The 25,728-nt window shown below is 65.7% G+C and carries 23 protein-coding genes and 1 tRNA gene; 5 read left to right on the forward strand and 19 right to left on the reverse strand.

Features of this window, described 5'->3' with window-relative positions:
• Positions 1 to 36: 36 nt before the first annotated feature.
• The 11 genes from carA to gloB all read right to left on the reverse strand — a co-directional run bounded on the left by carA (position 37) and on the right by gloB (position 14,270).
• The gene (carA, locus tag AB4Z27_RS04260) at positions 37 to 1,173 is read right to left on the reverse strand and encodes a glutamine-hydrolyzing carbamoyl-phosphate synthase small subunit (RefSeq protein WP_092289815.1); all 1,137 of its coding nucleotides are present in this window, start codon (positions 1,171 to 1,173) and stop codon (positions 37 to 39) included.
• Between the two features lie 295 nt (positions 1,174 to 1,468).
• Positions 1,469 to 1,891, reverse strand: a complete 423-nt coding sequence (locus tag AB4Z27_RS04265; protein ID WP_441590503.1) for a RidA family protein — start codon at positions 1,889 to 1,891, stop codon at positions 1,469 to 1,471.
• 12 nt (positions 1,892 to 1,903) lie between these two features.
• Positions 1,904 to 2,329, reverse strand: a complete 426-nt coding sequence (locus tag AB4Z27_RS04270) for an acyl-CoA thioesterase (RefSeq protein ID WP_441590504.1) — start codon at positions 2,327 to 2,329, stop codon at positions 1,904 to 1,906.
• A complete protein-coding gene (locus AB4Z27_RS04275) occupies positions 2,326 to 4,050 on the reverse strand; it encodes an AMP-binding protein (RefSeq protein ID WP_441643954.1) in 1,725 nt (574 codons plus the stop codon). The genes AB4Z27_RS04270 and AB4Z27_RS04275 overlap by 4 nt, the downstream gene beginning before the upstream one ends.
• A 25-nt stretch (positions 4,051 to 4,075) precedes the next feature.
• Positions 4,076 to 5,257 (reverse strand): acyl-CoA dehydrogenase family protein, encoded by a 1,182-nt coding sequence (locus tag AB4Z27_RS04280; protein WP_441643955.1) that lies wholly within the window; start codon positions 5,255 to 5,257, stop codon positions 4,076 to 4,078.
• Positions 5,258 to 5,282: 25 nt separating this feature from the next.
• Positions 5,283 to 6,134, reverse strand: a complete 852-nt coding sequence (locus tag AB4Z27_RS04285; protein WP_441643956.1) for an enoyl-CoA hydratase family protein — start codon at positions 6,132 to 6,134, stop codon at positions 5,283 to 5,285.
• A 46-nt stretch (positions 6,135 to 6,180) separates the two neighbouring features.
• On the reverse strand, positions 6,181 to 6,987 hold the full coding sequence (locus tag AB4Z27_RS04290) for an SDR family NAD(P)-dependent oxidoreductase (protein ID WP_441643957.1): 807 nt from the start codon (positions 6,985 to 6,987) through the stop codon (positions 6,181 to 6,183).
• Positions 6,988 to 6,989: 2 nt separating this feature from the next.
• Complete coding sequence (locus AB4Z27_RS04295) at positions 6,990 to 9,368, reverse strand: bifunctional salicylyl-CoA 5-hydroxylase/oxidoreductase (RefSeq protein ID WP_441643958.1); 2,379 nt, start codon at positions 9,366 to 9,368, stop codon at positions 6,990 to 6,992.
• Between the two features lie 140 nt (positions 9,369 to 9,508).
• Positions 9,509 to 11,401 (reverse strand): propionate--CoA ligase, encoded by a 1,893-nt coding sequence (locus AB4Z27_RS04300; protein WP_441590509.1) that lies wholly within the window; start codon positions 11,399 to 11,401, stop codon positions 9,509 to 9,511.
• Positions 11,402 to 11,585: 184 nt separating this feature from the next.
• A complete protein-coding gene (locus AB4Z27_RS04305; protein WP_441643959.1) occupies positions 11,586 to 13,292 on the reverse strand; it encodes a transglycosylase SLT domain-containing protein in 1,707 nt (568 codons plus the stop codon).
• Between the two features lie 177 nt (positions 13,293 to 13,469).
• Positions 13,470 to 14,270, reverse strand: coding sequence for a hydroxyacylglutathione hydrolase (gene gloB, locus AB4Z27_RS04310; RefSeq protein ID WP_441643960.1), 801 nt, complete (start codon positions 14,268 to 14,270; stop codon positions 13,470 to 13,472).
• Positions 14,271 to 14,280: 10 nt separating this feature from the next.
• Between gloB and AB4Z27_RS04315 the strand changes: the two genes are divergently transcribed.
• The 5 genes from AB4Z27_RS04315 to AB4Z27_RS04335 all read left to right on the forward strand — a co-directional run bounded on the left by AB4Z27_RS04315 (position 14,281) and on the right by AB4Z27_RS04335 (position 17,589).
• Positions 14,281 to 15,075 (forward strand): class I SAM-dependent methyltransferase, encoded by a 795-nt coding sequence (locus tag AB4Z27_RS04315; RefSeq protein WP_092289837.1) that lies wholly within the window; start codon positions 14,281 to 14,283, stop codon positions 15,073 to 15,075.
• Positions 15,076 to 15,091: 16 nt separating this feature from the next.
• Positions 15,092 to 15,529, forward strand: a complete 438-nt coding sequence (gene rnhA, locus AB4Z27_RS04320) for a ribonuclease HI (protein WP_092289838.1) — start codon at positions 15,092 to 15,094, stop codon at positions 15,527 to 15,529.
• Between the two features lie 28 nt (positions 15,530 to 15,557).
• Entirely contained in the window at positions 15,558 to 16,283 is a 726-nt protein-coding gene (dnaQ, locus tag AB4Z27_RS04325; RefSeq protein WP_092290837.1) for a DNA polymerase III subunit epsilon, read from the forward strand.
• Between the two features lie 116 nt (positions 16,284 to 16,399).
• A tRNA-Val gene (locus AB4Z27_RS04330) sits at positions 16,400 to 16,474 on the forward strand.
• 101 nt (positions 16,475 to 16,575) lie between these two features.
• Positions 16,576 to 17,589, forward strand: coding sequence for a tyrosine-type recombinase/integrase (locus AB4Z27_RS04335; RefSeq protein ID WP_441643961.1), 1,014 nt, complete (start codon positions 16,576 to 16,578; stop codon positions 17,587 to 17,589).
• An 8-nt stretch (positions 17,590 to 17,597) separates the two neighbouring features.
• Here the strand turns inward: AB4Z27_RS04335 and AB4Z27_RS04340 are convergent, their stop codons facing one another.
• From AB4Z27_RS04340 to AB4Z27_RS04375, 8 genes are all read right to left on the reverse strand, one after another.
• The gene (locus AB4Z27_RS04340) at positions 17,598 to 18,467 is read right to left on the reverse strand and encodes a restriction endonuclease (RefSeq protein ID WP_441643962.1); all 870 of its coding nucleotides are present in this window, start codon (positions 18,465 to 18,467) and stop codon (positions 17,598 to 17,600) included.
• Positions 18,468 to 18,751: 284 nt separating this feature from the next.
• A complete protein-coding gene (locus tag AB4Z27_RS04345; protein ID WP_441643963.1) occupies positions 18,752 to 21,121 on the reverse strand; it encodes a hypothetical protein in 2,370 nt (789 codons plus the stop codon).
• A gap of 114 nt (positions 21,122 to 21,235) precedes the next feature.
• Positions 21,236 to 21,562 (reverse strand): hypothetical protein, encoded by a 327-nt coding sequence (locus tag AB4Z27_RS04350; protein ID WP_441643964.1) that lies wholly within the window; start codon positions 21,560 to 21,562, stop codon positions 21,236 to 21,238.
• Between the two features lies 1 nt (position 21,563).
• Complete coding sequence (locus tag AB4Z27_RS04355) at positions 21,564 to 22,043, reverse strand: hypothetical protein (protein ID WP_441643965.1); 480 nt, start codon at positions 22,041 to 22,043, stop codon at positions 21,564 to 21,566.
• 50 nt (positions 22,044 to 22,093) lie between these two features.
• Positions 22,094 to 22,513, reverse strand: coding sequence for a hypothetical protein (locus tag AB4Z27_RS04360; RefSeq protein WP_441643966.1), 420 nt, complete (start codon positions 22,511 to 22,513; stop codon positions 22,094 to 22,096).
• Positions 22,514 to 22,873: 360 nt separating this feature from the next.
• Entirely contained in the window at positions 22,874 to 24,013 is a 1,140-nt protein-coding gene (locus tag AB4Z27_RS04365) for a hypothetical protein (RefSeq protein WP_441643967.1), read from the reverse strand.
• The gene (locus AB4Z27_RS04370; RefSeq protein WP_441643968.1) at positions 24,010 to 24,201 is read right to left on the reverse strand and encodes a hypothetical protein; all 192 of its coding nucleotides are present in this window, start codon (positions 24,199 to 24,201) and stop codon (positions 24,010 to 24,012) included. Before AB4Z27_RS04370 ends, AB4Z27_RS04365 begins: the two co-directional genes overlap by 4 nt.
• A gap of 595 nt (positions 24,202 to 24,796) precedes the next feature.
• On the reverse strand, positions 24,797 to 25,591 hold the full coding sequence (locus AB4Z27_RS04375; RefSeq protein WP_441643969.1) for a hypothetical protein: 795 nt from the start codon (positions 25,589 to 25,591) through the stop codon (positions 24,797 to 24,799).
• Positions 25,592 to 25,728 lie beyond the last annotated feature (137 nt).

Genomic DNA, 25,728 nt, shown 5'->3' on the forward strand with positions numbered 1-25,728 from the left:
GTTTCTCGCTGTGTCCTTGTTCTCGTTCGCGGCGGCTTACTGCTTCGCGTCCTTCATCAGCTTGATGAAGCGGTCGAACAGGTAGGCCACGTCGTGCGGGCCGGGCGATGCTTCCGGGTGACCCTGGAAGCAGAACGCCGGCTTGTCCGTCAGCGCGAAGCCCTGCAGCGAGCCGTCGAACAGCGATGTATGCGTGACGCGCACGTTGGCCGGCAGCGTGTCGGCATCCACGGCAAAACCGTGATTTTGCGACGTAATCACCACACGACCATCGTCCATGTCCTTGACCGGATGGTTYGCGCCATGGTGGCCGAACTTCATCTTGAGGGTCTTGGCGCCCACGGCCAGGGCCATGATCTGGTGACCCAGGCAGATGCCGAAGGTGGGAATGCCACGGGCGATGAACTCACGCGTGGCAGCMACGGCGTAGTCACACGGCTCGGGGTCGCCGGGGCCGTTGGACAGGAAGATGCCGTCCGGATTCAGCGCCAGGGCATCGGCGGCGCTGGCCTGGGCCGGCAGCACCGTGACCTTGCAGCCGCGCTCGGCCAGCATGCGCAGGATGTTGAACTTGACGCCGTAGTCATAGGCCACCACGTGGAACTGCGGCTTGTCCAGCTTGCCGTAGCCCTCGCCGAGCTTCCACTCGTTCTGGGTCCACTCGTACGGTTCCTTGACCGACACCACCTTGGCCAGGTCCATGCCGGCCAGGCCGGGGAACGAGCGGGCCAGGTCGATGGCGCGCTGGACGTTGTCCTCGCCAGCCAGGATGCAGCCGTTCTGGGCACCCTTCTCGCGCAGGATACGGGTCAGCTTGCGGGTATCGATGCCGGCAATGGCCACCACCTTTTCCTGCTTGAGGTAGTGGGCGAGCGTGTGTTCCTTGCGGAAGCTCGAGGCCAGAATCGGCAGATCCTTGATGATCAGGCCGGCGGCATGGACTTTCGTGGCTTCGACGTCCTCACGATTCACCCCGACATTGCCGATATGCGGATACGTCAGCGTGACGATCTGCCGGGAATAGCTCGGGTCGGTGAGGATTTCCTGGTAACCGGTGAGAGCGGTGTTGAACACCACTTCGCCGATGGTATGGCCGGAAGCGCCGATGGAATAGCCACGAAAGACCGTGCCGTCTGCAAGCGCGAGAATGGCGGACGGAAAAGACGGTAACACGGGTAGGCTCCTGCTGGACTCACCCCGTGACCGACCTGCTCAACGCCTCGTGCCCCGGGGCGGCGCCTCGCGCGCATGGGCGAGGGACCGGCCGGCTGCGTCTCATTCGTCACTTTTTGTAGTGCACGAACGGCGCGCGCGGATGGGGCGGCGGAAGGTGGAATACGGTAGGCGCTAGGGTGAAGGGTTCTGAAAGCGAAACTTTCGAATTATATCCCGCCGTGCCCAATTTCTCAAGTTTTCAAGGACTTGCGATGGCAAGCCCTGCCGTGATCGGTTATATACAGCGCCGCCACTAACCTGCCGACACGTCCGCCGGCACCACCGCCGTGACCTCGATCTCCACCTGGGCGCGCGGCTCCACGAGGTCCGCCACCTCCACCGCCGTCATCGCCGGGAAGTGCCGGCCGATGATTTCCCGATAGTGCTGRCCGATGTCCTTGTAMGCGCCCACGTACGCGGCCTTGTCCTTCACGTACCAGGTCATGCGCGCGATGTGCTCGGGGCGAGCCCCGCCCGCCGCCAGCACCGCAACGATATTGCGCAGGGTCTGCGCGACCTGCAGCGCGAAGTCGTCGGTCTCGAACTCGCACTGGGCATTCCAGCCGATCTGRCCGCCGACGAAGATCAGGCGGCTGCCTACCGTCATCTCGGCGAGGATGCCGTTGGCGTAGCCCCGGGGCGGTGCCCAGTCGGGCGGTTGCAGCGTTTTCAACATATGACGATCCGGTTATGCGTGGGGATGAAGGAAACGCGCCATCGCGATGCGTACCCGGTCGGGCAGCGGCGTTGGCGTCATGGTTTGAGTATCGACGCAGACGAGCCGCTGGCCCACGGTCAGGCGCGTCTCGCCGTCCGGCCCGGCGAAGCGGGTGTCGATGGCGAAGCTGGTCCGTCCGATGTGCGTCACACGCAACTCGCGGGTCAGCAGTTCGCCCAGCCGGCTCGGCGCGGTAAAGCGGCATTGCAGTTCGGCGGTCGGCACGCCGGCGTGGCCGGCGAGGTGCATGGCGTCGAACGGCCAGTCGAGCCCATCGGCGAACCAGTCTTCGATGAAGTCGTTGAGCATCTCGAAGTAGCGCGGATAGAACACGATGCCGGCCGTGTCGCAGTGCTTGAAGCGCACCCGCACCGTGTTGCGGAACACGTCACTCATGGCTTGGTGCCTTCCGCGCCGGTCTCGGCGGTCTCGGTCGCCAGCTGGCGCAGCCGGAACCGTTGCAGCTTGCCCGTCTCGGTGCGCGGCAGCGCGGCCACGAACTCGATCCGGCGCGGGTATTTATAGGGCGCGATCTCGCGCTTCACGTAGGCCTGCAGCGCGGCGCGCATGGCGTCGCCGGGCTCCACGCCGGGGCGCAGCACCACGTAGGCCATCACCACCTGCCCGCGCTCCGGGTCCGGCGCGCCCACCACGCCGCACTCGGCCACGGCCTCGTGGCGCATCAGCGTGCCTTCCACCTCGGGTCCGGCGATGTTGTAGCCGGCCGAGATGATCATGTCGTCCGAGCGCGCCTGATAGAAGTAGTAGCCATCGGCGTCGGCCAGGAAGGTGTCGCCCGGCAGGTTCCAGCCATCGCGCACGTAGTTGGTCTGGCGCGGGTCGTCCAGGTAGCGGCAGCCCGTGGGCCCGCGCACGGCCAGCTTGCCGACCGTGCCCGGCGGCACCGGCTGCATGGCTTCATCGACGATGCGGGCCTCGTAGCCCGGCACCACGCGGCCCACCGCGCCGGGGCGCACGTCGGCGCCGGCGCTGGAGATGAAGATGTGCATCATCTCGGTGCCGCCCAGCCCATCGGTCATCTCGATGCCGGTGGCCGCCTTCCACGCCTGGCGCGTGGCGTCCGGCAGTGCCTCGCCGGCGGAGACGCTTTTCTTCAGGCTGGACAGGTCGAACTGGGGCGCCAGCGTCGCCATCTGGCGATAGAAGGTCGGCGCCGTGAAGACRATGGTGGCGCGATGGTCCTGGATCAGCTTCAGCAGCGTCTCGGGCGTGAGCTTCTCGGCCAGCGCCGTGCTCGCCCCGATCCGCAGCGGAAAGCACAGCATGCCGCCCAGCCCAAAGGTGAACGCCAGCGGCGGCGTGCCGCAGAARATRTCGTCCGCCGTGGGCTTGAGCACRTGGCGCGGGAACAGGTCGCACATCGCCAGCACGTCGCGGTGGAAGTGCATCGTGCCCTTGGGCTGGCCGGTGGTGCCGCTGGTGAAGGCGATCAGGCAGGTGTCGTCGGCAGCGGTGTCGCAGGCGGTGAAGGTGTCGGGCTTGCTGGCCAGCGCCGTCTCCAGCGCGTCCGGGCCGGTGCCGTTGAAGTAGCGCACCGTCTTCAGGCTGGGGCAGAAGTGCTCTCCGCCGGCCAGCCGGTTGGCGTCGAGTTCGGCCTGGAGCCGGGCATCGCAGAGCGCCGCGCCCACCTCGGCTTTGTCGATGACCTGCTTCAGCTCCTTCGCGCGCAGCAGCGGCATGGTCGGCACGGCGATCAGCCCGGCCTTGAGCGTGGCCAGCCAGCAGGCCGCCATCATCAGGTTGTTCGGCCCGCGCAGCAGCACGCGGTTGCCGGGCACCAGCGCCATGTCTTCCACCAGCACATGGGCAATGCGGCTGACCAGCGCGGCCAGTTCRGCATAGGTCACGGTCTCGATGCGGCCGTCGCGCTCGTGCCGAATGGCCACGCGGGCGCCCTGCCCGGCTGCMACGTGGTGGTCCACCAGCGCCTCGGCGGCGTTCAGCCGCGCCGGATAGGTGGTGTCGGCGTTGAAGCGGAATTCGGGCCATTGCTCGGGCGGCGGCAGGCGGTCGCGAGCGAAGGTRTCGACCACGGTATCGCGCGTGGAAGTGGAAGTGGAAGTGGAAGCGGCGGTGGCAGGGGCGGGGGCGACCATGCTTGTCTCTCCTGTTTTCGTCGATTTACGACCGGCTGCGCTCGGCCGCGGCCAGCGTCTCGCGCGCGATGATCAGCTTCTGCACCTCGGTGGCGCCCTCGTAGATCCGCAGCGAGCGGATCTCGCGATACAGGCTTTCCACGCGCGTGCCGACCTTCACCCCGAGCCCGCCGAACATCTGCACGGCACGGTCGATGACCTGCTGGGCGTTCTCGGTGGCCACCATCTTGGCCATGGCCGCCTCGCGGGTGGTGCGCACCCCCCGCACGTCGCGCAGCCACGCGGCACGGTAGGTCAGCAGCGCGGCGGCGTCCACCGCCGTGGCCATGTCGCCGATGGCGGCCTGCGTCAGTTGCAGGTCCGCCAGCACGCCGCCGAACATCGGGCGGCTGGTGGCGCGCGCCAGCGCATCGTCCAGCGCGGCCCGGCCGAAGCCCAGCGCGGCCGCCGCCACCGAGGCGCGGAAGATGTCGAGCGTCATCATCGCCACCTTGAAGCCCTGCCCCGSCTCGCCCAGCCGCTGGCCCACGGGCACGCGGCARTCGTCGAATTGCAGCGTGGCCAGCGGATGCGGGGCGATCACGTCGATCCGCTCGGCGATGCGCAGGCCCGGCGTGTCGGCATCCACCACGAAGGCGGTGATGCCGCGCGCGCCCGGCGCCTCGCCGGTACGGGCGAACACGCAGTAGAAATCGGCGATGCCGCCGTTCGAAATCCACGTCTTGCTGCCGTTCAGCGCGTAGTGGCTGCCGTCCTCGGACAACCGCGCGCTGCATTGCATCGCCGCCACATCGGAGCCGGCTTCGGGCTCCGACAGCGCGAACGCGGCGATGGCCTCGCCGCGGGCCACGTGCGGCAGGTAGTGGGCGCGCACGGCGTCGCTGCCGGCCAGCGTGATCGCACCCGAGCCCAGCCCCTGCATCGCGAAGGCGAAGTCGGCCAGCCCATCGTGGCGGGCCAGCGTTTCGCGCAGCAGGCACAGCGCGCGCGAGTCCAGCGCCGGCAGCGCGCCGCCATGGGCGGCCGGCACGCAGTAGCGCAGCCAGCCGGCGTCGCCGAGTTGCCGCACCAGCGCGCGGCAGGCGGCGTCCGTATCGGTGTGATCGACGTGGGCCAGCGCGGTGCGGCACCACGCATCGAGGTCACGCTCCAGCGCCCGGTGCGCATCGTCGAAAAACGGCAGGTCGATGTAGGTCTTGTCGCTCATGGATGCTCCCCGGCCTCAATCAGCCTCAATCGCCCTCGAAYACCGGCTTCTGCTTCGCCACGAAGGCGTCGTAGGCGCGGCGGAAGTCCTTCGTCTGCATGCAGATGGCCTGCGCCTCGGCCTCGGCCTCGATGGCTTCGTCCAGCCCCATGTTCCATTCCTGATGCAGCAGCTTCTTGGTCACGCCATGGGCAAAGGTCGGCCCCGCCGCGATCTGGGCGGCCAGCGTCTGGGCAGCGGCCAGCACGGCGTCCGGCGCGTGCAGCGCGTTGAAGAAGCCCCATTGCTGGCCTTCCTCGGCGGTCATCGCGCGGCCCGTGTAGAGCAGCTCGCTCGCCCGGCCCTGTCCGATCACGCGCGGCAGCAGCGAGCACGCGCCCATGTCCGCGCCGGCCAGCCCCACGCGCACGAACAGGAAGGCCGTCTTCGCCTGCGGGGTGCCGAGGCGCAGATCCGAGGCCAGCGCCATCATCGCCCCGGCCCCGGCGCAGATGCCGTCGATGGCGCTRATCACCGGCTGCGGGCAGGCGCGCATCGCCTTGACCAGGTCGCCGGTCATGCGGGTGAAATCGAGCAGCTCGGGCATGCTCATCTTGGTGAGCGGGCCGATGATCTCGTGCACATCGCCGCCCGAGCAGAAATTGCCGCCCGCGCCGGTCACCACCACGGCCTTGATGTCGGTGGCGTAGCAGAGACCGCGGAACAGGTCGCGCAGCTCCGCGTACGAATCGAAGGTCAGCGGGTTCTTGCGCTCTGGCCGGTTCAGCGTGATGGTGGCCACCTTGCCGTCGCCGGACACCGTCCACAGGAAGTGCCTGGGCTGGTAGTCGGCWAACGGGCGCTTGTGGTGGTGCATGTGCAGTGCGATCTCGCTCATGGGTTGTCTCTCTCGCTCTCGAATTTGTTCTCGAATTTGTTCGATGTCAGCCGGCCATGACCTCGCCGCCCGCCACGGGCACGGCCTGCCCGGTGATGGCGGACGCCGAGGGGCGGCACAGCCACGCCACGGCATCGGCCACCTCGTCCGGCTGCACCAGCCGGCGCTGCGGATTGCGTGCGGCCAGTTCGGCCCGGGCCTCCGCCTCGGTGCGGCCGGTCTTGCCGACGATATTCGCCACCGCGTCGCGCACGATGTCGGTTTCGGTGTAGCCGGGGCAGACCGCGTTGACGGTGATSCCCTTGGCGGCCAGCTCCAGCGCCAGCGCCCGCGTGAGGCCGATCACGCCGTGCTTGGCCGCGCAGTAGGCGCTGACGTAGCCGTAGCCGATCAGCCCTGCCGTGCTCGCCACGTTGACGATGCGCCCCCAGCCCGCGTCCAGCATCGCCGGCAGCGCGGCCTGCGTGCACAGGAAGGTGCCGGTCAGGTTGACGTCGAGCATGCGCTGCCACAGCGCGAGATCAGTCTTGCCGAACGGCGCGCTGTGCGCCTGCCCGGCGTTGTTGACCAGCACGGTGATGGCGCCGCGCGCCTCGGTGGCGGCGGCAAAGGCGGCTTCCACGCTGGCGGGCTCGGCGATGTCGGCGCACACGGCGCCCACCGAGGCGTCGCCGAGCCGGTGCGCCTGCAGCGCGGTGACGGTGGCGTCGAGCGTGGCAGCGTCGCGGCCCAGCAGCGTCACGCTGGCCCCTTCGCCCAGTAACTGRCGCGCGATGGCGGCCCCGATGCCGCGTCCGCCGCCGGTGACGAGCGCGTGCTTGCCARTCAATGATGGCGATGGGGATAGGCTCATGGTCACTTCCCCGGCGGCACGCCGGCCGTGGCCGCCGCGCGCTCCATATTGGTTTCGAGCTGGCGCTTGCCGGCCACGTACTGCTTCGGCCAGGTTACGTCGCGGAAGCCGAGCCGCGCGGCCTCGTGCAGCGTCCAGGCCGGGTCGGCCAGATGCGGGCGGGCAATCGCGCACAGGTCGGCCCGGCCCGCTGCGACGATGCTGTCCACATGGTCGGCCTCGAAGATGGCGCCGACGGCAATCGTCGCAATGCCAGCCTCGTTGCGGATGCGGTCCGCGAACGGCGTCTGGTACATCCGGCCATAGACGGGCGCCTGATCGGGGCTGACCTGCCCGGAAGAGCAGTCGATCATGTCCGCGCCGGCCGCCTTGAACGCGCGCGCGATGGCCACCGCGTCGTCGGCGGTGATGCCGCCCTCCACCCAGTCGTGCGCGGAAATCCGCACCGACATCGGCCGCTCCGCCGGCCAGACCGCGCGCACGGCGGTAAAGACTTCGAGCGGAAAGCGCAGCCGGTTCGCCAGCGTGCCGCCATAGGCATCGGTGCGCAGGTTGGTCAGCGGCGAGATGAAGCTGGAGAGCAGGTAGCCGTGGGCGCAGTGCAACTCCAGCCAGTCGAAGCCCGCCTCCGCCGCGCGGCGCGCGTTGGCCACGAAGTCATCGCGCACCTGCGCCATGTCGGCGGGCGTCATCTCGCGCGGCATCTGCGAGATCCCGGGCAGATAGGGCAGCGGCGACGCGGAGATCAGCGGCCAGTTGCCCTCGGCCAGCGGATAGTCCATCTTCTCCCAGCCCAGTTGGGTCGAGCCCTTGCGGCCCGCATGGCCCAGCTGGATGGCGATYTTCGCGTCGCTGTTGGCGTGGACGAAATCGACGATCCGGCGCCACGCATCGCGCTGRGTGTCGTTCCACAGCCCGGGGCAGCCCGGCGTGATCCGCGCGTCCGGGGACACGCAGGTCATCTCGGCCACGACCATGCCCGCCCCGCCCAGCGCCCGCGCGCCCAGGTGCACGAGGTGGAAATCGCCCGGCACGCCATCGACCGACGAATACATCGCCATCGGGCTGACCACCACGCGGTTCTTGAGGGTGACGCCGCGCACGCGGTACGGCGTGAACATCGGCGGCAGGCCGTGTTGGGGATCGGCGGCGCGCAGGTGCAGCGTCTCGGGCGGCACGCCGGCCTGGGCGGCCAGCCATTGTTCGAAGTCCGCCACGTAGCCGGCATCGCGCACGCGCAGGTTCTCGTGGGAGATGCGCTGCGAGCGGGTGAGCAAGGAGTAGGCGAACTGCTCCGGCGCGAGGCTGTCCGCGTAGCGCTCCACGTTCTCGAACCATTCCGTGGAGTTGCGCGCGGCGTTCTGGATCTTGAGCACCTCCACGCTGCGAGTGGCCTCATAGTGCGTCAACGCCTCGGGCAGGCCGTCGATGCCGCCGTGCGCGCGTCCGATGGCGTTGGCGAGGTCGATTGCATCCTCCAGCGCCAGCTTGGTCCCCGAGCCGATCGAGAAATGCGCCGTATGCGCCGCGTCGCCCATCAGCACGACCGGCACCCGGCGCCCATCGTCCAGCGTGTTCCAGTGCACCCAGCGATGGCAGATCACACGCGGGAAGCGAATCCAGTTGGCCGAGCCGCGCAGGTGGGTGGCGTTGCTGATGAGCGGATGGCCGTCCAGATGGCGCGCGAACAGGCGCTCGCAGAAGGCCACGCCCTCTTCCTGGCTCATCTGCTCGATGCCAGCGTCGCGCCAGACGCGCTCCGGGGCTTCGACGATAAACGTGGACGTGGTGTCGTCGAAGCGGTASGCGTGAGCCTGGAACCAGCCGTGCTCGGTCTTCTCGAACGCGAACGTGAAGGCGTCGAACAGCTTGTGCGTGCCGAGCCAGACGAAGCGGCACTGGCGGGTGTCGATGTCCGGYGCGAAGGTCTCGGCGTAACGCGTGCGGATGCGGCTGTTGATCCCATCGCAGGCAATCACCAGATCGGCGCCGTACTGGCGCGCCAGCGCCTGGTCATCGGCCACATCGGTCTCGAACACGAGCCGCACGCCCAGCRCCTCGCAGCGCGCCTGGAGGATGTTCAGCAGCCGCTTGCGGCCGATGCCGATAAAGCCGTGGCCGCCCGAGCGGATGGTGCGGCCGCCGATGTGGATGTCGATGTCGTCCCAGTGGTTGAACGCGGCGTCGATCTCGCGCGCACTCACGGGGTCGGCCTGGCGCAGGTTCTCGAGCGTGGCATCGGAGAACACCACGCCCCAGCCGAACGTGTCGTACGGCCGGTTGCGCTCCACCACCACTACGTCGTTGGCGGGGTCCTGCAGCTTCATCAGCAGCCCGAAATACAGGCCCGATGGCCCACCACCAATGCAAAGCACGCGCATAGGGTCGCCTCACTACATCATGGTTAAATATTTGATGCTTAAAATATTAGGCCGCATGGGAAGTCGTGGCAAGCGAAATCTGCGCGGTCGAAGGATGCCTCCCCGAGCCGTGCAGACTTCGCCCCTATATATATAGACAGTCAGCCCGCCATGGCGGTCTTGACCTGCTCAAGTGCTGTGGGATCCTCAATTGTGGTCAGGTCGCCGGGGTCGCGGCCCTCGGCCACGGCCTGGATCGCGCGGCGCAGCAACTTGCCGGAACGCGTCTTGGGCAGTGCGTTGACGAAATAGACCCGCGCCGGCCGCGCCACCGCGCCCAGTTGCTGGTCCACYGTCTTCATCAGCTCGCCCTCCAGCGCCTGGCAGTCCGCCGGCGTAGCGGTGCGCGCCGCGTCACGGGCGATGCAGAACGCCATCGCCACCTGCCCCTTGAGCGCGTCCTGCACGCCCACCACGGCCACCTCGGCCACGCCGGCGTGCGAGGACAGGCTTTCCTCGATCTCGCGCGTGCCCAGCCGGTGCCCCGCCACGTTGATCACATCGTCGGTGCGGCCCAGGATAAAGACGTAGCCGTCTTCGTCGCGCACGCCCCAGTCGAAGGTCGAGTAGCACTGGCGATTCGGCACGGCGGACCAGTAGGTCTTCACGAAGCGCGCGTCGTCGCCCCAGATCGTGCTCATGCAGCCCGGCGGCAGCGGATAGTCGATGGCCACCACGCCCTTCTGGTTCGGCGCGCATTCCTCGCCGGTCACCTCATCCACGATGCGCAGGTCGTAGCCATAGGCCGGTACGCCGGGGGAGCCGAGCTTGGGCGGCAGCGGCTCCACGCCGCGCTGGATGGCGATGATCGGCCAGCCGGACTCGGTCTGCCAGTAGTTGTCCACCACGGGCTTGCCGATGCCGTCCTGGATCCAGCGCGCGGTAGGTTCGTCCAGCGGCTCGCCGGCCAGGAACAGCAGCCGCAGGCTGGACAGGTCGTGGCGCCGCAGCAGCGCCGGGTCCTGCTTCTTGAGCACGCGGATCGCCGTGGGCGCGCTGAACATGATGTTCACGCCGTGCTCCGCCACGATCTGCCAGAGGATGCCGCCATCGGGCCGGATCGGCGTGCCTTCGTACATGACCGTGGCCATGCCCGCCAGCAGCGGCGCGTAGACGATGTAGCTGTGCCCCACCACCCAGCCGATATCCGATGCCGTGAACATCGTGTCGCCGGGCTTGCCGCAGAAGATGTATTCCATCGACGTGGCCAGCGCCACCGCATAGCCGCCGGTGTCGCGCTGCACGCCCTTCGGCTTGCCGGTGGTGCCGGAGGTGTAGAGCACGTACGAAGGCTCGCTCGACTCCAGCCAGGCGCAGGGCACCACCTGCCCGGCCACGCGCTCGCGCCAGGCGGCGTAGTCCTCGTCGCGGCCAGCGGTGACCGGCATGTCCGCGAGGCCACGATTGACCAGCAGGACCTTGTCGGGATGATGGCCGGCCAGCCGGATCGCCTCGTCCAGCAACGGCTTGTAGGGCACCACCTTGCCGGCGCGGGAGCCCGCGTCGGCGCTGACGATCACGCTCGGCTTGGCATCGTCGATGCGCGCGGCGAGGCTCACCGAGGCAAACCCGCCGAAGACCACCGAATGCACGGCGCCGATGCGGGCGCAGGCCAGCATCGCGAACATCGCCTCGGGAATCATCGGCATGTACACCAGCACGCGGTCGCCCTTGCCCACGCCGAGCCCCTGCAGGATGGCGGCCATGCGCTGCACTTCGTCATGGAGCTGGGCGTAGGTGTAGACGCGCTGCTGGTCCGTCTCGGTCGACACGTAGATCAGCGCGCGCTGGCCGGCGCGGTCCGCCAGATGGCGGTCGATGGCGTTGTGGCAGAGGTTGGTGCGCCCGCCGACGAACCAGCGGGCGAAGGGCGGCCGGCTGTCGTCGAGTACCGTTTCGAAGGGCGTTTCCCAGTCGATCCGCTTCGCCTGTTCCGCCCAGAACCCCGCCGGGTCGGACAGCGATCGCGCATGCAGGGCACGGCTTGCCGTCATGGTGTGTCTCCTCCGCCTTATCCGGCGTGTCTTTGGTCGACGGCCAGTGTGCCAGCGCGTGCGGCGCCGGTCTATCGGGGGAAATGGGGTGAAGCTCGGGGTGAAGCTCGGGGTGAAGCTGGGGGGAAGACTGCGGGGAAAGAGACGCCGCGCCGCCATGGAAGGGGCGCGGCGTCTCCCGGTCTCAGTGGACCTTGCTCTTGCTGCTGGCGCTGGCCTTGGGCGCCGGCGACGGCTTGGCCTCGCGCACGACCTTGGCCGGCGCGGCCTTGGATGCGGGCTTGGCCGCGCCCTTGCGCGGGGTGGCTTCCACCACCACGCGCTTGCGCGGCTCGGCCTTCTCGGTCTTTTCCGCCTTGGCGGACTTGTTGACGGTGTGGCCCTTGGGCTCCGGCTTGCCACGGGTGGCGGCACGCACCGGGGTGTCGTCATCGTCGTCACGCGCGGCGCGGGCGGCGGCCGGCGAGTTGGGCCGCACCATCAGCACGAGGCTCTGGCCCGCCACGAGCTTGCTGCCCGACAGCTTGTTCCACGACTGCACCTGGCGCGGCGAAACACCGTAGCGGCGCGCCACCGACACCACCGTGTCGCGSCGGCTGGCCCGCACGACGATGCGCTTGGCATCSGGCACATCCGGCTCCACGGACAGCATCGCCGTGTCCACCAGCGAGGCGCTGATGTCCTGGTCATGCCGCTCCGAGCGCGGAATCATCACCGTCGAGCCAGCCTTCAGGCGCATGCCCTTGGGAATGCGGTTGATCTCACGCAGCGTGTCCGCATCGACATTGAGCCGCGCGGCCAGCGACTCCACGCGCTCGCGGCTGTCCACGGTCACCGCCGTCCAGCTCGACAGCCCGCCCCGGTACGTATTGAGGTTGAACTGGAAGCGCTCGGCGTTATCGAACGGCAGCAGGATCTGCGGATTGGCCGCGCCGAGGATCACCGGGCGGTTGAACGAGGGGTTCAGCGCCTTGAACTCGTCCAGCGGCATGTTGGCGAGCTTGGCGGCCAGCGCCACGTCGATGTCCCGCGAGGTGGTCACCGTGACGAAATACGGGTGATCGGGGATCTCGGGCAGCTTCACGCCGTACGCGGCCGGGTTGGCGATGATGTTCTTCACCGCCTGCAGCTTGGGCACGTAGTAGCGCGTCTCGTTCGGCATGGTCAGGCTGGCGTAGTCCGTGGGCAGCCCGCGCGCCTGGTTGCGCGCGATGGCCCGCGACACGGCGCCCTCGCCCCAGTTATACGCGGCCAGGGCCAGGTGCCAGTCGCCGAACATGTCGTACAGGCGCGAGAGATAGTCGAGCGCGGCATCCGTGGAAGCCAGCACATCGCGCCGCTCGTCGCGGAACATGTTCTGCTTGAGGTTRTAGGACTTGCCCGTGCTCGGGATGAACTGCCACATGCCGGCCGCCTTGGCCGTGGATTCCGCCTGCGGATTGAACGCGCTCTCCACGAACGGCAGCAGGGCCAGTTCCGTGGGCATCTTGCGCCGCTCCAACTCTTCCACGATGTGGTACAGGTAGCGGCTCGACCGCCCCACCATCCGCTCCATATAGTCAGGGCGTGCCGCGTACCACTGGGTGCGGTCGTCGACCAGCGTGCCCTCGAGGTCCTGCATGGCAAAGCCACGGCGAATGCGGTCCCAGATATCGTTCGACGGGCCGCGCAGCCAGTCGAGGCTGACCTGGTCCACGTTGACCACGGTGGTGCTGGCCAGCGAGCCGGCCTTGCCGGTGCTGTTGAGCGTATTGAGCGGGTCCTTGGGCGGACCGGATTCGAGGGCGGTCGTCGTGCCGGCCATCTCGCCRGCGGGCGGGGTGGGTGTGCTGGCGCAGGCTGCAACCAGCGCCGCACACGCAACTACCGCCAGAAATCGACCAAATTGCATGAATTTCTCTGAAGTGACGCCAAAAAAAGGTGGCCCGATCCTATGGAAAAGCCCCGTTGGCGTCAATGAGATTTTCCCGCGATCGGCCGATCTGCCGGCCTGTTTCGGACAAATTCGATGTCCTTTTCGATCCCTCCCCGCGCGCCGGCCCGGGGTCAGCGGAAGCCCTGCGCCCGCTCAGCGGAAGTTGTCCTTCCAGCCGCGCAGCGCGCCGAAAGCCGCCGCGTCGGTACTCATATCCGCSCCCTGGGCCTGGACGGCCCGGCGCACTGCCGGCTCGCGCGAGCGCAGGAACGGATTGACCGCGCGCTCGTGCGCCACGGTAGTCGGCACGGTGGGCGTGCCAGCTTCGCGCAGCGCATCCACGCGGGCCGCCCAGGCGGCGAGGTCCGCATTGGCCGGCTCCACCGCCTGCGCAAAGCGCACATTGCTGCGCGTGTACTCGTGGGCACAGTAGACGCGGGTGTCGCCCGGCAGCGCGGCGAGCTTGTCCAGCGAGGCCAGCATCTGCGCCGGCGYGCCCTCGAACAGCCGCCCGCAGCCGCTGGCGAACAGGGTGTCGCCGCAGAAGACCACCGGGCCGGCGCCGGGCAGGTCGCCCGCATAGGCCACATGGCCGGCGGTGTGCCCCGGTACGTCGATCACCCGGAAGGTGGCAGCCGGATGGCGCAGCGTCACCGTGTCGCCCTCGCGCACCGCCTGGGTGCGGTGGCCGATACGTTCGCTGGCCGGCCCGACCACCGGCACCGGGGCGCCATCGGGCCCCTTGGGATGGTCCGCCAGCAGGTCCGCCACCCCACCCTGGTGATCGCCATGGTGATGGGTGATTACAATAGCGCCCAGTGCCAGCCCGCGCTCGGCCAGGAATCGCGCCACGGGCGCAGCCTCGCCGGGGTCGACGATGGCGGCGCTATGCCCGTCATGGATCGCCCAGATATAGTTGTCCTGGAATGCGGGGATTGGCTCCACTTTCAACATGAGTGCTCCTATGTCCAACCGACCGATTATAGATTGGGAAGAATGGCTCGCCTCGCCGCCCGGCCAGTACGTGCTGGAATGGGAGTCGCGCCAGTACGACCAGGTCGTGGCGGACATCTTCGGCTATCACGCCGTGCAGATGGGCCTGCCCGCCATCGACACGCTGCGCGAGAACCGTATGCCGTTCTCGGCACTGGCGCTGGACGGCCGCGCCGGCCCCCACGGCCCGCGCGACGCCCATCCGGACGCCCGCCAACTGTTGTGCCGCTTCGACGAGYTGCCGTTCGACACCCAGAGCATCGACCTCGTCACCCTGCCCCACATCCTGGAATTCTCGGAAGAYCCGCACGAAGTGCTGCGCGAGGTCTCCCGCGTGCTGATGCCCGAAGGCCGCATCGTGGTGACCTGCTTCAACCCGATGAGCCTGTGGGGCGCCCGCCAGGGCCTGAACCGGCTCGGCGCCCTGCCCTTCCTGCCCAGCGACGCCCAGACCATGGGTTTCGTTCGCATCAAGGACTGGCTCAAGCTGCTCGGGTTCGATATCATTCGCGGCCGCTTTGGCTGCTACTGCCCGCCCTACCGCACCGAGCGCTGGCTGCAACGCAGCGCGTTCATGGAGAAGGCCGGCGACCGCTGGTGGCCCATCTTCGGCGCCGTCTACATGATCTCGGCGGTCAAGCGGGTGAAGAACATCCGACTCGTCGGCCCGGCCTGGAAAAGTCCGAAATCCGCGCTGGCGCCAGTCTCCGCCCCGGTGGCCACGCCCACCGGCACGCACGGCAAGACGCCGCGCGACCATCGCTGAACCCATCTACCACGCCATGCAAGAAGTTACGATTTACTCCGACGGTGCCTGCAAGGGCAACCCCGGCCCCGGCGGCTGGGGCGCCGTGCTCATCGCGGGCACCCATGAGAAAGAACTGTTCGGCGGCGAGAACCCGACCACCAACAACCGCATGGAGCTGATGGCCGTGATCGAGGCGCTGCGCTCCCTGAAGCGYCCGTGCGTGGTCCAGGTCTATACGGACTCGCAATACGTCCAGAAAGGCATCAGCGAGTGGATCACCGGCTGGAAGGCGCGCGGCTGGAAGACGGCCGACAAGAAGCCGGTGAAGAACGCCGACCTGTGGCAGCAACTCGACGAAGCGCGCCAGCCGCACACCATTTCCTGGCACTGGGTGCGCGGCCACAAYGGCCACCCGGGCAACGAGCGGGCCGACGCGCTGGCGAATCGCGGCGTGGCGTCCATCGCCGTGTAACCACCCCGTCTCCGTTAGAATGCCCGCCATGCGACAGATCGTTCTCGACACCGAAACCACCGGCCTGAACCACGCCACCGGCGATCGCCTGATCGAAATTGGCTGCGTGGAACTGGTGAACCGGCGCCTGACCGGCCGCCACCTGCACTACTACGTCAACCCCGAGCGCGACATCCACGAGGACGCCATCGCCGTCCACGGCATCACGCTCGATTTCCTGGCCGACAAGCCGAAATTCGCCGAAGTCGTCCACGACATCCGCGAATTCGTGCAGGACGCCGAGTTGATCATCCACAACGCGGCGTTCGACCTGGGCTTCCTCGACATGGAATTCCAGCGGCTGGGCCACCAGCCCTTCCGCTCGCACGCCGCCAACGTGATCGATACGCTGCGCGAGGCRCGCCAGATGTTCCCGGGCAAGCGGAATTCGCTCGATGCYCTGTGCGACCGCCTCGGCATCAGCAACGCCCACCGCACCCTGCACGGCGCCTTGCTGGACGCGGAACTGCTCGCCGAGGTCTACCTGGCCATGACGCGCGGCCAGAACTCGCTGGTCATCGACATGCTCGACGCCGGCCCCCACGGCGCCGGCGCCCAGGCCGCGGCGGACCTCTCCGCCCTGACCCTGCCCGTGCTGCTGGCCACCGACGACGAAGTCACCGCCCACATGGGCGTGCTGAAGGAGCTCGACAAGGCCAGCGGCGGCAAGACCGTCTGGCAGGACGCCGCCGAAGCGACGCCGACGCTGCAGTAACCCGCGAAGTTTTTCGCGGAATGCCGAAAAAAGGGCTTTACAAGATACTGCGGCATCTGCATAATCTCGTTTCTCCACTGCACGACGTCACGCAACAACGACGCCGACGCAGCAAGGGGTGGTTAGCTCAGCGGTAGAGCACTGCCTTCACACGGCAGGGGTCACAGGTTCAATCCCTGTACCACCCACCAGTATTTATGCTGGTTTCCAGGCGATAACGGCAGTTGACACTGTCAGCCGGGTACAACTATGGGCACAGCAGCCTCCAACGAAGTTTCTGGAGGTTTTGCTCATGGGTACAATCATTCGCCGGGAAGACAGCAAGGGGAACGTTTCCTACCAAGCCAAGGTGCGCAAGGTCGGATTCCCCATCATCTCGAAGACATTCCCCTCTAAAGACGAAGCAGCGGCTTGGACCGCCGAGACCGAATCGAGTCTCGGCAACGGCGCAACCAAGCGGGCACTGCCGAGTTCCAAGACTTCAATGGCGGACCTTATGGACCGCTACCTCACTGAAGTCACTCCCCGTAAGAAAAGCGCCGAAACCGAGAAGCACCACGTCCGGGCCATCCAGCGAAGTCAAATCCCGAGGTACACCGTGGGTACGCTCACGAGTGACGCTGTGCGGGAGTTCCGCGACGAGCGCCTGAAGAAGGTGGCGGCATCCACCGTCAACCGGGAACTCAACATCCTGCACCACATGATTGAGTACTCTCGGAAAGAATGGGGCGTGTCCGGTGGCGTCAATCCGGTATCGGATGTACAACGACCGAAGAATCCCCCTCCCCGTGACCGAAGGCTCTCCCCCGACGAGGAGACTGCCCTACTGGCGGCTTGCGACGAGAGCAGGGGCGGCTACCTGCGGGACGTGGTGGAACTCGCCATTGAGACAGGCATGCGCCAGTCCGAACTACTCGGGCTGGATTGGGGCCAAGTCAGCATCCCGCGCCGCACTATCCGCCTGCTCGAAGGTATGACGAAGAACGGCGAGGGCCGAGGCGTGCCGCTTAGCACGAATGCCATGGAAGTCCTACGCCGTCGCGCCACCGCCCCGGAGGACATGACTGGCCGAGTCTTCAAGGAGGTCACTGCCGATGCTCTTAAGCGCGCCTTCATCCGCGCAGTGGACCGCGCCAAGTTGGAGAACTTCCACTTCCACGACCTTCGCCACGAGGCTGTCAGTCGCATGTTCGAGAAGGGCCTGAATCAGATGGAAGTGTCCAGCGTGTCCGGTCACAAGGACCTGCGGATGCTCAAGCGGTACACCCACCTGGATGCGGCGAAGCTGGCCGAGAAGCTCGGCTGACTCTAAGGTTAAACAGCGCGGGGCAGCCTGACCCTGCAAGGGGGATAGTTTATGCAACCCCAAAACGGTCCGGCCTTGCCTTCGCGCTCAACCATCTTCACGCCACAGGCGGCACATGTCGGCGTCCGGTAATCCCCCTTAAATGCCTGCGCCAGCAGCGTTGACTGCTTGTATTGGTCCAGCGCGCGAATCCGTTCAATGATGGCCGGACCGTCAAGCAGTTGGATACCGGCTCGCTCTGCCGACTCTTGCACCGGTCGCCCTACATAGCCAGACAGAGACCAGAACACGCCCCTGCGCACCTTGTGCTCATGCATTACGCCAGCCAACGCGCGAACCTCCACCACCTTGACTGGTTTGCTCCAAGCCTTGCATTGCACGACGGCAACCGGGGTATCCAGCCCTGCCTTGTAAAGAGTGGCGTCAATCCCGCCGTCTGGGCCATGTGGCACCGTCTTGACGGTGAATCCCATAGCCTCGTAGTACCCGACGCACAGCAACTCGAATCGCTTCCACTCCAGAATCTTGAGCGCGTCCAGCGTCCAGCTATTTATTTCCGGTTTCTCTGCTGACGATACTGATCGCTGGAAGCCGGTTGATTTATCGGGCGCGCTGGCTTGCTGCCTCGCTCCCGAGGACGTTGGCCTGGGCTGTCGTGGTTGTCTCACAGATGGGCGCCGCGCTCTAGGCTGCGGCCCCTCCCCTGCGTTACGGTTCTTCTGCCGCCGTTCGCGGATGAACGACAGCAGTCCCAGGAACGCGAACAACGTTGCTGGAACCCACGCCAGCGATCGGCTCATCATCACGATGCCCGCAAGGAAAGGATTCGATGCGAGCGCAGCGGGCAAGACGCCGCGAAAGACAATGTAAGCGGCCACGGCCAGTGCTGCGGATACCCACCAAGGCGAATCCAACAATACGTCGCTAAGCGACGGCTCCTTTCTCCTACGTCCCATCGACCCGACCTCATTTATCGTTCTGTGTTCGTGCGAGGCGGCGCTCGGGCCGAAGCCCGCGCCACCCCATCCAGGAATCTAACCGAGAACGCCTTCCGCCTCGTTGCTCTCTCCCAACACCCCACCACTGACGGGTGCCGAGGGAAGATCAACGAGCAGAGGCAGCACAAGGCGCGCCTGTTCGCCCCCCCAAAAAGCAGGCTACGTTAGTCAACGAGAAGGCCAGCCTTGCGCATAGCTTGCTTTCGCTTCTCCTCGAACCCTTGCGGATCGAGGGTCGGTGATTGTGCAGACTCATACGACTTGCGTGTGCCACGCTCTTTGGTGAGGCGCGTAATCTCGTCGGCCACGGGTTGCGGTGTGATGCTTACCTGCGCCGGGCCAAGCGTTGCAGCCTTGGTTGCGTCCTTCGGAAACAAAAACAGTAGGAGCATTCCATTGCCTACTTGCTGCCCACTTCGGATCACGTAATCGTTAGCATTGAAGTTCGACATGTCGCCACCCGCCGCCTTCACGCCAGCCGTAAGCTGCGTGTTGATGACGTTCTGCACCGCCGTCTGGTACACCTCAGTGGATTGCACACCTACGCCGGGAAGGATGCGATTGACCGCCGCGTTGAGCGACCGGTCGCCCTGCACATTGCCCTGTGCCGGAATGATCGTGCCGGGTAGCAAGTCCGCGTTCTTCAGCGTGTCCGCCAGCTTGAGCTTCGTGGCCGTCTCCAGTGGCAAGTTGTTCGCCGTCGCATAGCGCACGGCATCCGGGGCGACAGTCTTCTCCAGGTTCGATACCGTCTCGTCCGTTAGCTTGTACTTCGACAGCATGCCTTGACCACCGAGGAACGGGACCAACTGCTTCAGCCAACCGGGGTTCTCTGACTGGATGATCGAACGAACCTTCCTTCGTTCGTCACCTGTCGGAGAGATGTCGGGGCGACCCTTCTGCATCGCAGTGCGGTACTCGATCACCCCCTTCGGGTCATTGATGTCCGTGCCACTGTTCAGGAAGCCGGCCACTTTGGCAGCCTTGTCAGCCCCGAGATAGTTCACCAGCGCCTCCGGGCCATTGTCACCGGACTGGTACAGCGCGCCGGCCCATGCCAACGCTTGAATCTGCTCCTTCGTCGGCGCAGCACTACCGCCCGTCAGGAAACCGTTGACGCCAATCTGGAGCATCTGTTCCAATTTCGGACTGCGCATGCTTTCGGCCACGGAAACCTGCGCTGCTCGGCGGAAGTAGTTCGTGATCCGCGCAGGGTCGTTGCTCCCCACTTCTCGGTCGAACGTCTCGTTCATGGTGTCGGCCACCGCCTTACGGTCTAGCTCCAGCCCCTTGAGCGTAAAGTGGTTGCCCGTGGTGAACGCTGTACTAGCGAAATTCGCCGAATCGATGTACTTGCCGTCAGCCCCCGCAGCCGAGGCGGCAGCCTTTTGCATCGCGGCTTGTCCCGCCAGCCATTGCTTGTGCAGGGCCGCGCGCTTCGAGTTGTCGATCAGCGGCGCGCCCGCGCCGGTGCGCTGCGCGAACTTGTCGTTGTAGTCGTCAATGTGCGCGTCCAACTCCCGCGTCGTCGTGATGCCGGACGCCCCGTGGGCCAGGGTGAACTCGAAGCCGGCGAGGTTGTTCGTGATGCCGGTGATCGCAGGGTTCTGGTGCGCGTCCTTCATCACGAACTGAGGCATGGCCTCCTCGATCTGCTCGCGCACCTTCACGTTGATCTGGTTCCACAAGGGGCTGGCCTTGATCGCCTCGTAGTGGTCGAAGTTGCCGTTCTGTAGGGAGGCCACGAGGGACTGCGCCATACCCTTGTTCCACGAGTCCTGCGACTGGCCTGGAGCCGGCGCAGCGGCGGCCACAGCGTTCGCGTAAGCGGACTCCTTCTCAGCCGGGTCCCAGCCTGTCGAGTTCGCCGTGCGCTGCGCCCGCATGCCGTTGCCGATCGAGAGGTTCAGGTTGGTCTGCTTGTCCAGCATGTCCTGCTGCTGCCACGCGAGGTGCTCTCGCATGTGGGTCTTCAGCATCGGCCCCCACGACTCAGCCAGCTTCGACTGCACCGTGGCGTCCACCAGCGGGTCGCCGGTGTTCCCCAGGTTGGTAGCCTGCTGCACGAGGAACTGCCGCACCTGATCAGGCGACTGTCGGCGCAGCGTGTCCATGTTGGACATGAAGTCCGTCTCGGCCTGCTGAAGCGCGGTCGTGGCTGTCATCGCCTGCGCGCCGCGCACCGTGGCGGACGGGCCGAACACCTGCATGTACCACGGGTCGTCCTTCTCGATCTGCTGGAGCGTCTGCCCCTGCACGACCTTGGACATCCCCTCGAAATACTGCTGCTTCTCCAGCCGCTCCACGTAGGGCTTAAGCACGCCGTCAGCCAGCTTGTTCACTGCTTCGAGCGAGCGCATGCCCGTCTGCGCGATGCCGTTCCAGTCGGTCGGTGCGAGTTCCGCGCCAACAGCACGGGGGACGGCTGTTGAAGCCGCCCCGTCGATTCGCGTTGCCGGCCCCGTTGTCTGAACCGCGTCCTGTAGAACCACTTGGCCGCTGGAAGTGAGGGCAAAGGAATCAGGAATTGTCATTGTGAATGTCCTCTTGTGAGGCGTGCTGCGTAAGCACGCCCTAGAAATAAGAACCCCGGCGCTTGGCCGGGGGTGAATGTGTGCAAGTTGCACCGGCTCGCGGCACGCTGACTGCTACGGTGCTTGCCTGCGGGCATCCGCCACAATGCCGTCCAGAAGCACCGTCACGGCGTGGCTTAAGTTCTCGACCTTCGACAGCTTCCCCTGCCACGAGGCATTTATGACGGCAGCGCGGGCCACAGCTAGGGCCGCCTTCGCGCGCTCAAGCCGTTGTCGAGACTCCGCTGTAAGGGCGGCGCTATTCAGCTTCAGCACCTCAGAATGGTCTTTGTTGGCGGCAGCAAAGGTAGCGAGGACCGCCACGTAGCGTTCCCCCGCGCCCTGCTGTGCTGCCTCCCGATTAGCGAGGCGCGTGGCCTCCATAGGAGATAGGCTGGTCATGTCAGCGGCTCGCGTAACCTTGGCGACAGAACTTGGCGTGGATGTCCACCGCGACAGAGGGGTCCGCATCGAGCGCCAGGATTTCGGCGGGAATCTTCGACGGGTCGGCCATGATGGCAGCCCATACGCCAGCGGTGCACCCGTGCAACGGCATCTTGCCCGGGCGCGTATCGTCTACTCCCATCATGCTGTTATGGAACCGCTCGGTGAAGCGCACAGTGCGCGGCGTAGCGAGGCCATAGCCTTCACCGGATGAGATGCTCTCAATGGTATAGCGCGCAATTGCGGCCTTGCGGCCCGCGTCGGCTCGTTCGGCCTCGCCTAGACGAACCCTCAACGCTTCGAGCTTGCGCTCCTGCTGCGCCAGTGCAGACACAGCGGCCTCCATCTGTGCAAGTCGTGCGGCGAGTTCTTGATTCGGCAGCATGGCCGCTTCCAGCGCCGAGATGTCTGATTTGATAGTGCTCACGGTATTACTCATTGATCCTGCTCCTTACAGTGATTTGGTCTTTCGATACGTTCCGATACGGGTCACACAAAGCGGCCCCGCACGCGAGCAAACTGCGGCGGCAGGCTGTTGTCGTTCGCGCTGATCCCGGTTGCCGCTCCCGCGTAGCCCGCGTTCATGGCAAGGTTGTTCAAGTGCGCCTGCACTAGCTGTCGGGCTTGCGTCACGCTCGGTTGTACCGGCTGGCCGGTCCTGTCGCTAACCGCAACGATGCCGTGAGCACGCAGCCATCCCGTGGGATCTGCTTCCACGCTATGCATCTGCCGGCCATCGCTGACGAAGTTGGCCGTACCAGAGCGCGGGTCATACGTGCCGCCCTGGGTGTGATCCAGACTTTGTTGCCATTGCTGGCGCTGGGCATCCCGCGAAACGGGCATAGCTTGGCCGCCCGCACTGGCCGGAGTCGAAAAGGTCATGGTGCTGGTGCCGGTGTTTTCGTTCATCGTGTTCTCCTAATTGTTTTGGATAGCGATTCGTCCGTCGCGCGCTGGTCGCGTGGGCCACTATCTCCGCTTGATTAATCTCCGCTGCCCCGTGGGCTGCCGTCTAAGTGTTACGTCGCTGCATCAAACGCACTGCGCTCACGTACTGATTGCGTCCGCCGCTGGTACGCATACGGTCCGGCGTGTGTCGGAGCGCGTGGTTGATAACCTCGCGGCGAAGACGCAGTTCCTCATCCCGCAGACGTTCAAGCTCGCGTCCGGTTAGGCCGGCCTGCTCTGCCTCGCGGCGTGCCTGCCATGCCTTGTAGTACCGTGGGGCGTGTGGGACGTTTTCCGGATGCGCGAGGTCGTTTTGGTCGATCACTGCTCCTCCCTGCTTGTTGCGTGGGTAACGTTGTAGACAACGCTCTTTGATACGCCGAAGCTATCGGCAACGGCTTGGACTGATTCGCCCGAAGCCCGCGCCGCGACAATGGCGGCGTTCCTCTCGGCTACCTGCGTCGGGTTCGCCTTCAGTACGGTAGGTGCGCCGCTTCTCACCCTTGCACGATGCAGCACACCGCGCACCGTGGCGGTGGCTACGTCGTACTTTCGGGCCACGTCCTCCGATGCCATCCCAGCGGCAATGTCAGCAACGATCCCGGCATTACGGCTTGCGAGCGCAGCCGCCCCCGCCTCCCGCTGGGCGGTGCGCTGGGCTTCGAGCTTTGCCCGCGTGTTCGCCCTGAACTTGTCGCGTCGCTCGGCTGGTAGGTCCCTCCCCTCGTGCTCTGCCGCCAGAATGTCCTTTGCCCAACGCCGTGCAGTCTTGGCGCGTTCCTCGGTGAGCTTCTTGGCCTGCTCTATGTGGCGGGCCTGCTCTCGCGGCCAGCGTTCGGCGTTACGATCTTCGGCTTCCTCATGCGCTACGCGCAGGCGCTCGACATAGCGTGAGTCATTCAGCAGAGCAATTTCGGACTCCAACACGAACGCCTCTGTGCTAATGGAGAAGCTGCTCTTGGGCTGCTGATTCTTGTACTTGGCCGCTGCGGCACCACAAGCAGCGATGAACGGTGGTCGCTGCACTCGCTTGTAGAGGTGGTCATTGATGCGCAAGACCATCGCCCAGGACAATGCGCCGTGATACCCCTTGTTGCGAGGAAGGATGCGGTTGGAGATGCGGTCGAATCGCGGCGTCCATTTTTCGGCCCGCCAACGGTAATAGAGCGGCAGTGCAAAGTTCCTAAACAGGGCGTCTTCAAGTAGTCGCTTGTTGATAGCCCACGCTTCGTCGCAGTTCTTCCATGCCCGGTCGAACTCCTCCGGCGTCATTAACTTGACAAGTGACTTCCACTCGCGCTGCTCCGATTCCCATTGCTCCGCCTCGGCCTGCTGAACCTTCAGGTTGGCGAGCGTCACGCGCATTTCGCCAAGCTTCTCCCGTGGGTCTAGGAACGGCTTTCGCTCGTAGTGCGCAATTTCCGGTGCTTCGCTCATACCGCCGTCGTGCTCATGAGTCATGCTTGCTCCTTGATGACGGCCTTCGGCTTACGCCCTGCGCGCTTACGTTCAGCCCATGATGGCAGGGCTCCGGTCGTGCGCAGCACGGCGCGGCGGTAGGCCGCTTTGGCGTTGCTGCTGGCGGCGCCCTCAAAGAAGGCGCGCTCTTGGGTGTCCGCTTCCAGCGGGTGTTTTTTGGTGTCGCTCATGGTTTCCTCGTCAATTGATGGACCAGCCAGCACGGCGCAGCACCTCCACAAGCGCGGGGTACTCGTCGGCAAGCTGAAACAGTCGGGTGTGGTGAACTGCCCGCAAGTCGGGGCATTGAAGGGCCGGTGGCTGGGTTATCTCCAGTCGCCCGTCAGGGTGCTCATGGGCGATGACTTCGCCCTCGGTGATGCAGTTGTATTCGCCGGCTCGGACGCGCCTTCGCACGTCTTGCTGGTCAAGCCACCCGGCTCTGCTACGCTTACCGCCTAAGTAGCCTCGGCCTGTGCGTATCGCATCCCACACTGCGGCGGGTCGGTGCTTTCGCTGCCAGCACTCCCAGCACGCGCGGTCGTACACACGTCTGTGGGGGCTGCCGCAGCGCGGGCAAGGTGTCTCGCTCCAGTAGCGGCCTTGTCCTGCAATCAGTGCGTCAACCCGTGCCGACTCTGTTCGCTTTCGTAGCTCCTCCGTGAAGGCACTGTCCTGGCGGGCGATGTCCCGGATACGGCGAGTTAGAACTCTGGTCCGTGGCTGGACTCCGTACAAGGCCCAGCGCGGATCATGCTTGCGTGAACCTTGTCCCTTAGGCATGGCTCAATGCAAACCGGATAGGTACTTGCGCACAGTGCTCTCGTGCATACCGACCCGGCGAGCAACCTCCCGCTTCGAGATACAGGGTTCTGCTGCAATAATCGCTCGGGCCTTTTCCTTCCAATCCAGTCCAGCGTCCTTGGCGTCAAGGCGCGCGTTGGCTCGGGCTACGTCAGCCTCGGCTGCCGCCAGACGTGCCTCTAGCGCGTCCATACGCGCTTGCATCGCCCGCTTCTCACGGGTGATCTGTGATCCCGAGAATAGCAACTCAGCTAGACCGCTGTACGTGGCGTTCTTCAGTGCAGACTGATGTGTTTGCGTAAGCATGTGCCCTTCCTTTAGGTCTTGGATAACAGGGTGGTGTTGCTGGGCCTTCAGTGACTTGGCCATCCGCTTTGGCTGACGCTTGGCCGCTACTCGCTCCGCCCATTCAGGCGCGTATCCTTGCCGTTCGCCGTACTCCCGTAGCATGGGCTTAACGGCGGGCTTATCCCCCGCGCCCACCCTGTCAAGGATGGTGCCAAAGATGTAGTCATGGTCCTTCTGCGTCGCGCGGTAGGACTGGAATCCTTGTGCGCTTCGCTCACTGAAGTACTTCCTGAGCTCCGCGTTTTGCTGGGCGTGGAATCGCTGGGGAGTCACCCGGTTCCCCGAGATGTAGCTCCGTACCTCCTCCCGCTTGCGGGCTGAAATGTCTTCAATGGAAAGCCTGCCTGCCTGGACCAACCTGCCGAGGGAGGCAATTTCTTTTACGCGCTCTGCCTCCGCTTGGGTGCTGTCTTGTAACTCTGTGCTCATTGGGTTTCCATCGTTCTGCGCTCTAGTTGGTACAAAGTACCTACTGAGAAGTTCGCGTAAGGAGCGCGTACCGAGTACGCACGCCGCCCGACTCCTGACGGCACAACCCCGTCCCGCGTGGGATGGGTGTGTGTCTT

Origin of the sequence: Cupriavidus sp. KB_39, assembly GCF_052114485.1 — a bacterium.
Taxonomy (GTDB): domain Bacteria; phylum Pseudomonadota; class Gammaproteobacteria; order Burkholderiales; family Burkholderiaceae; genus Cupriavidus.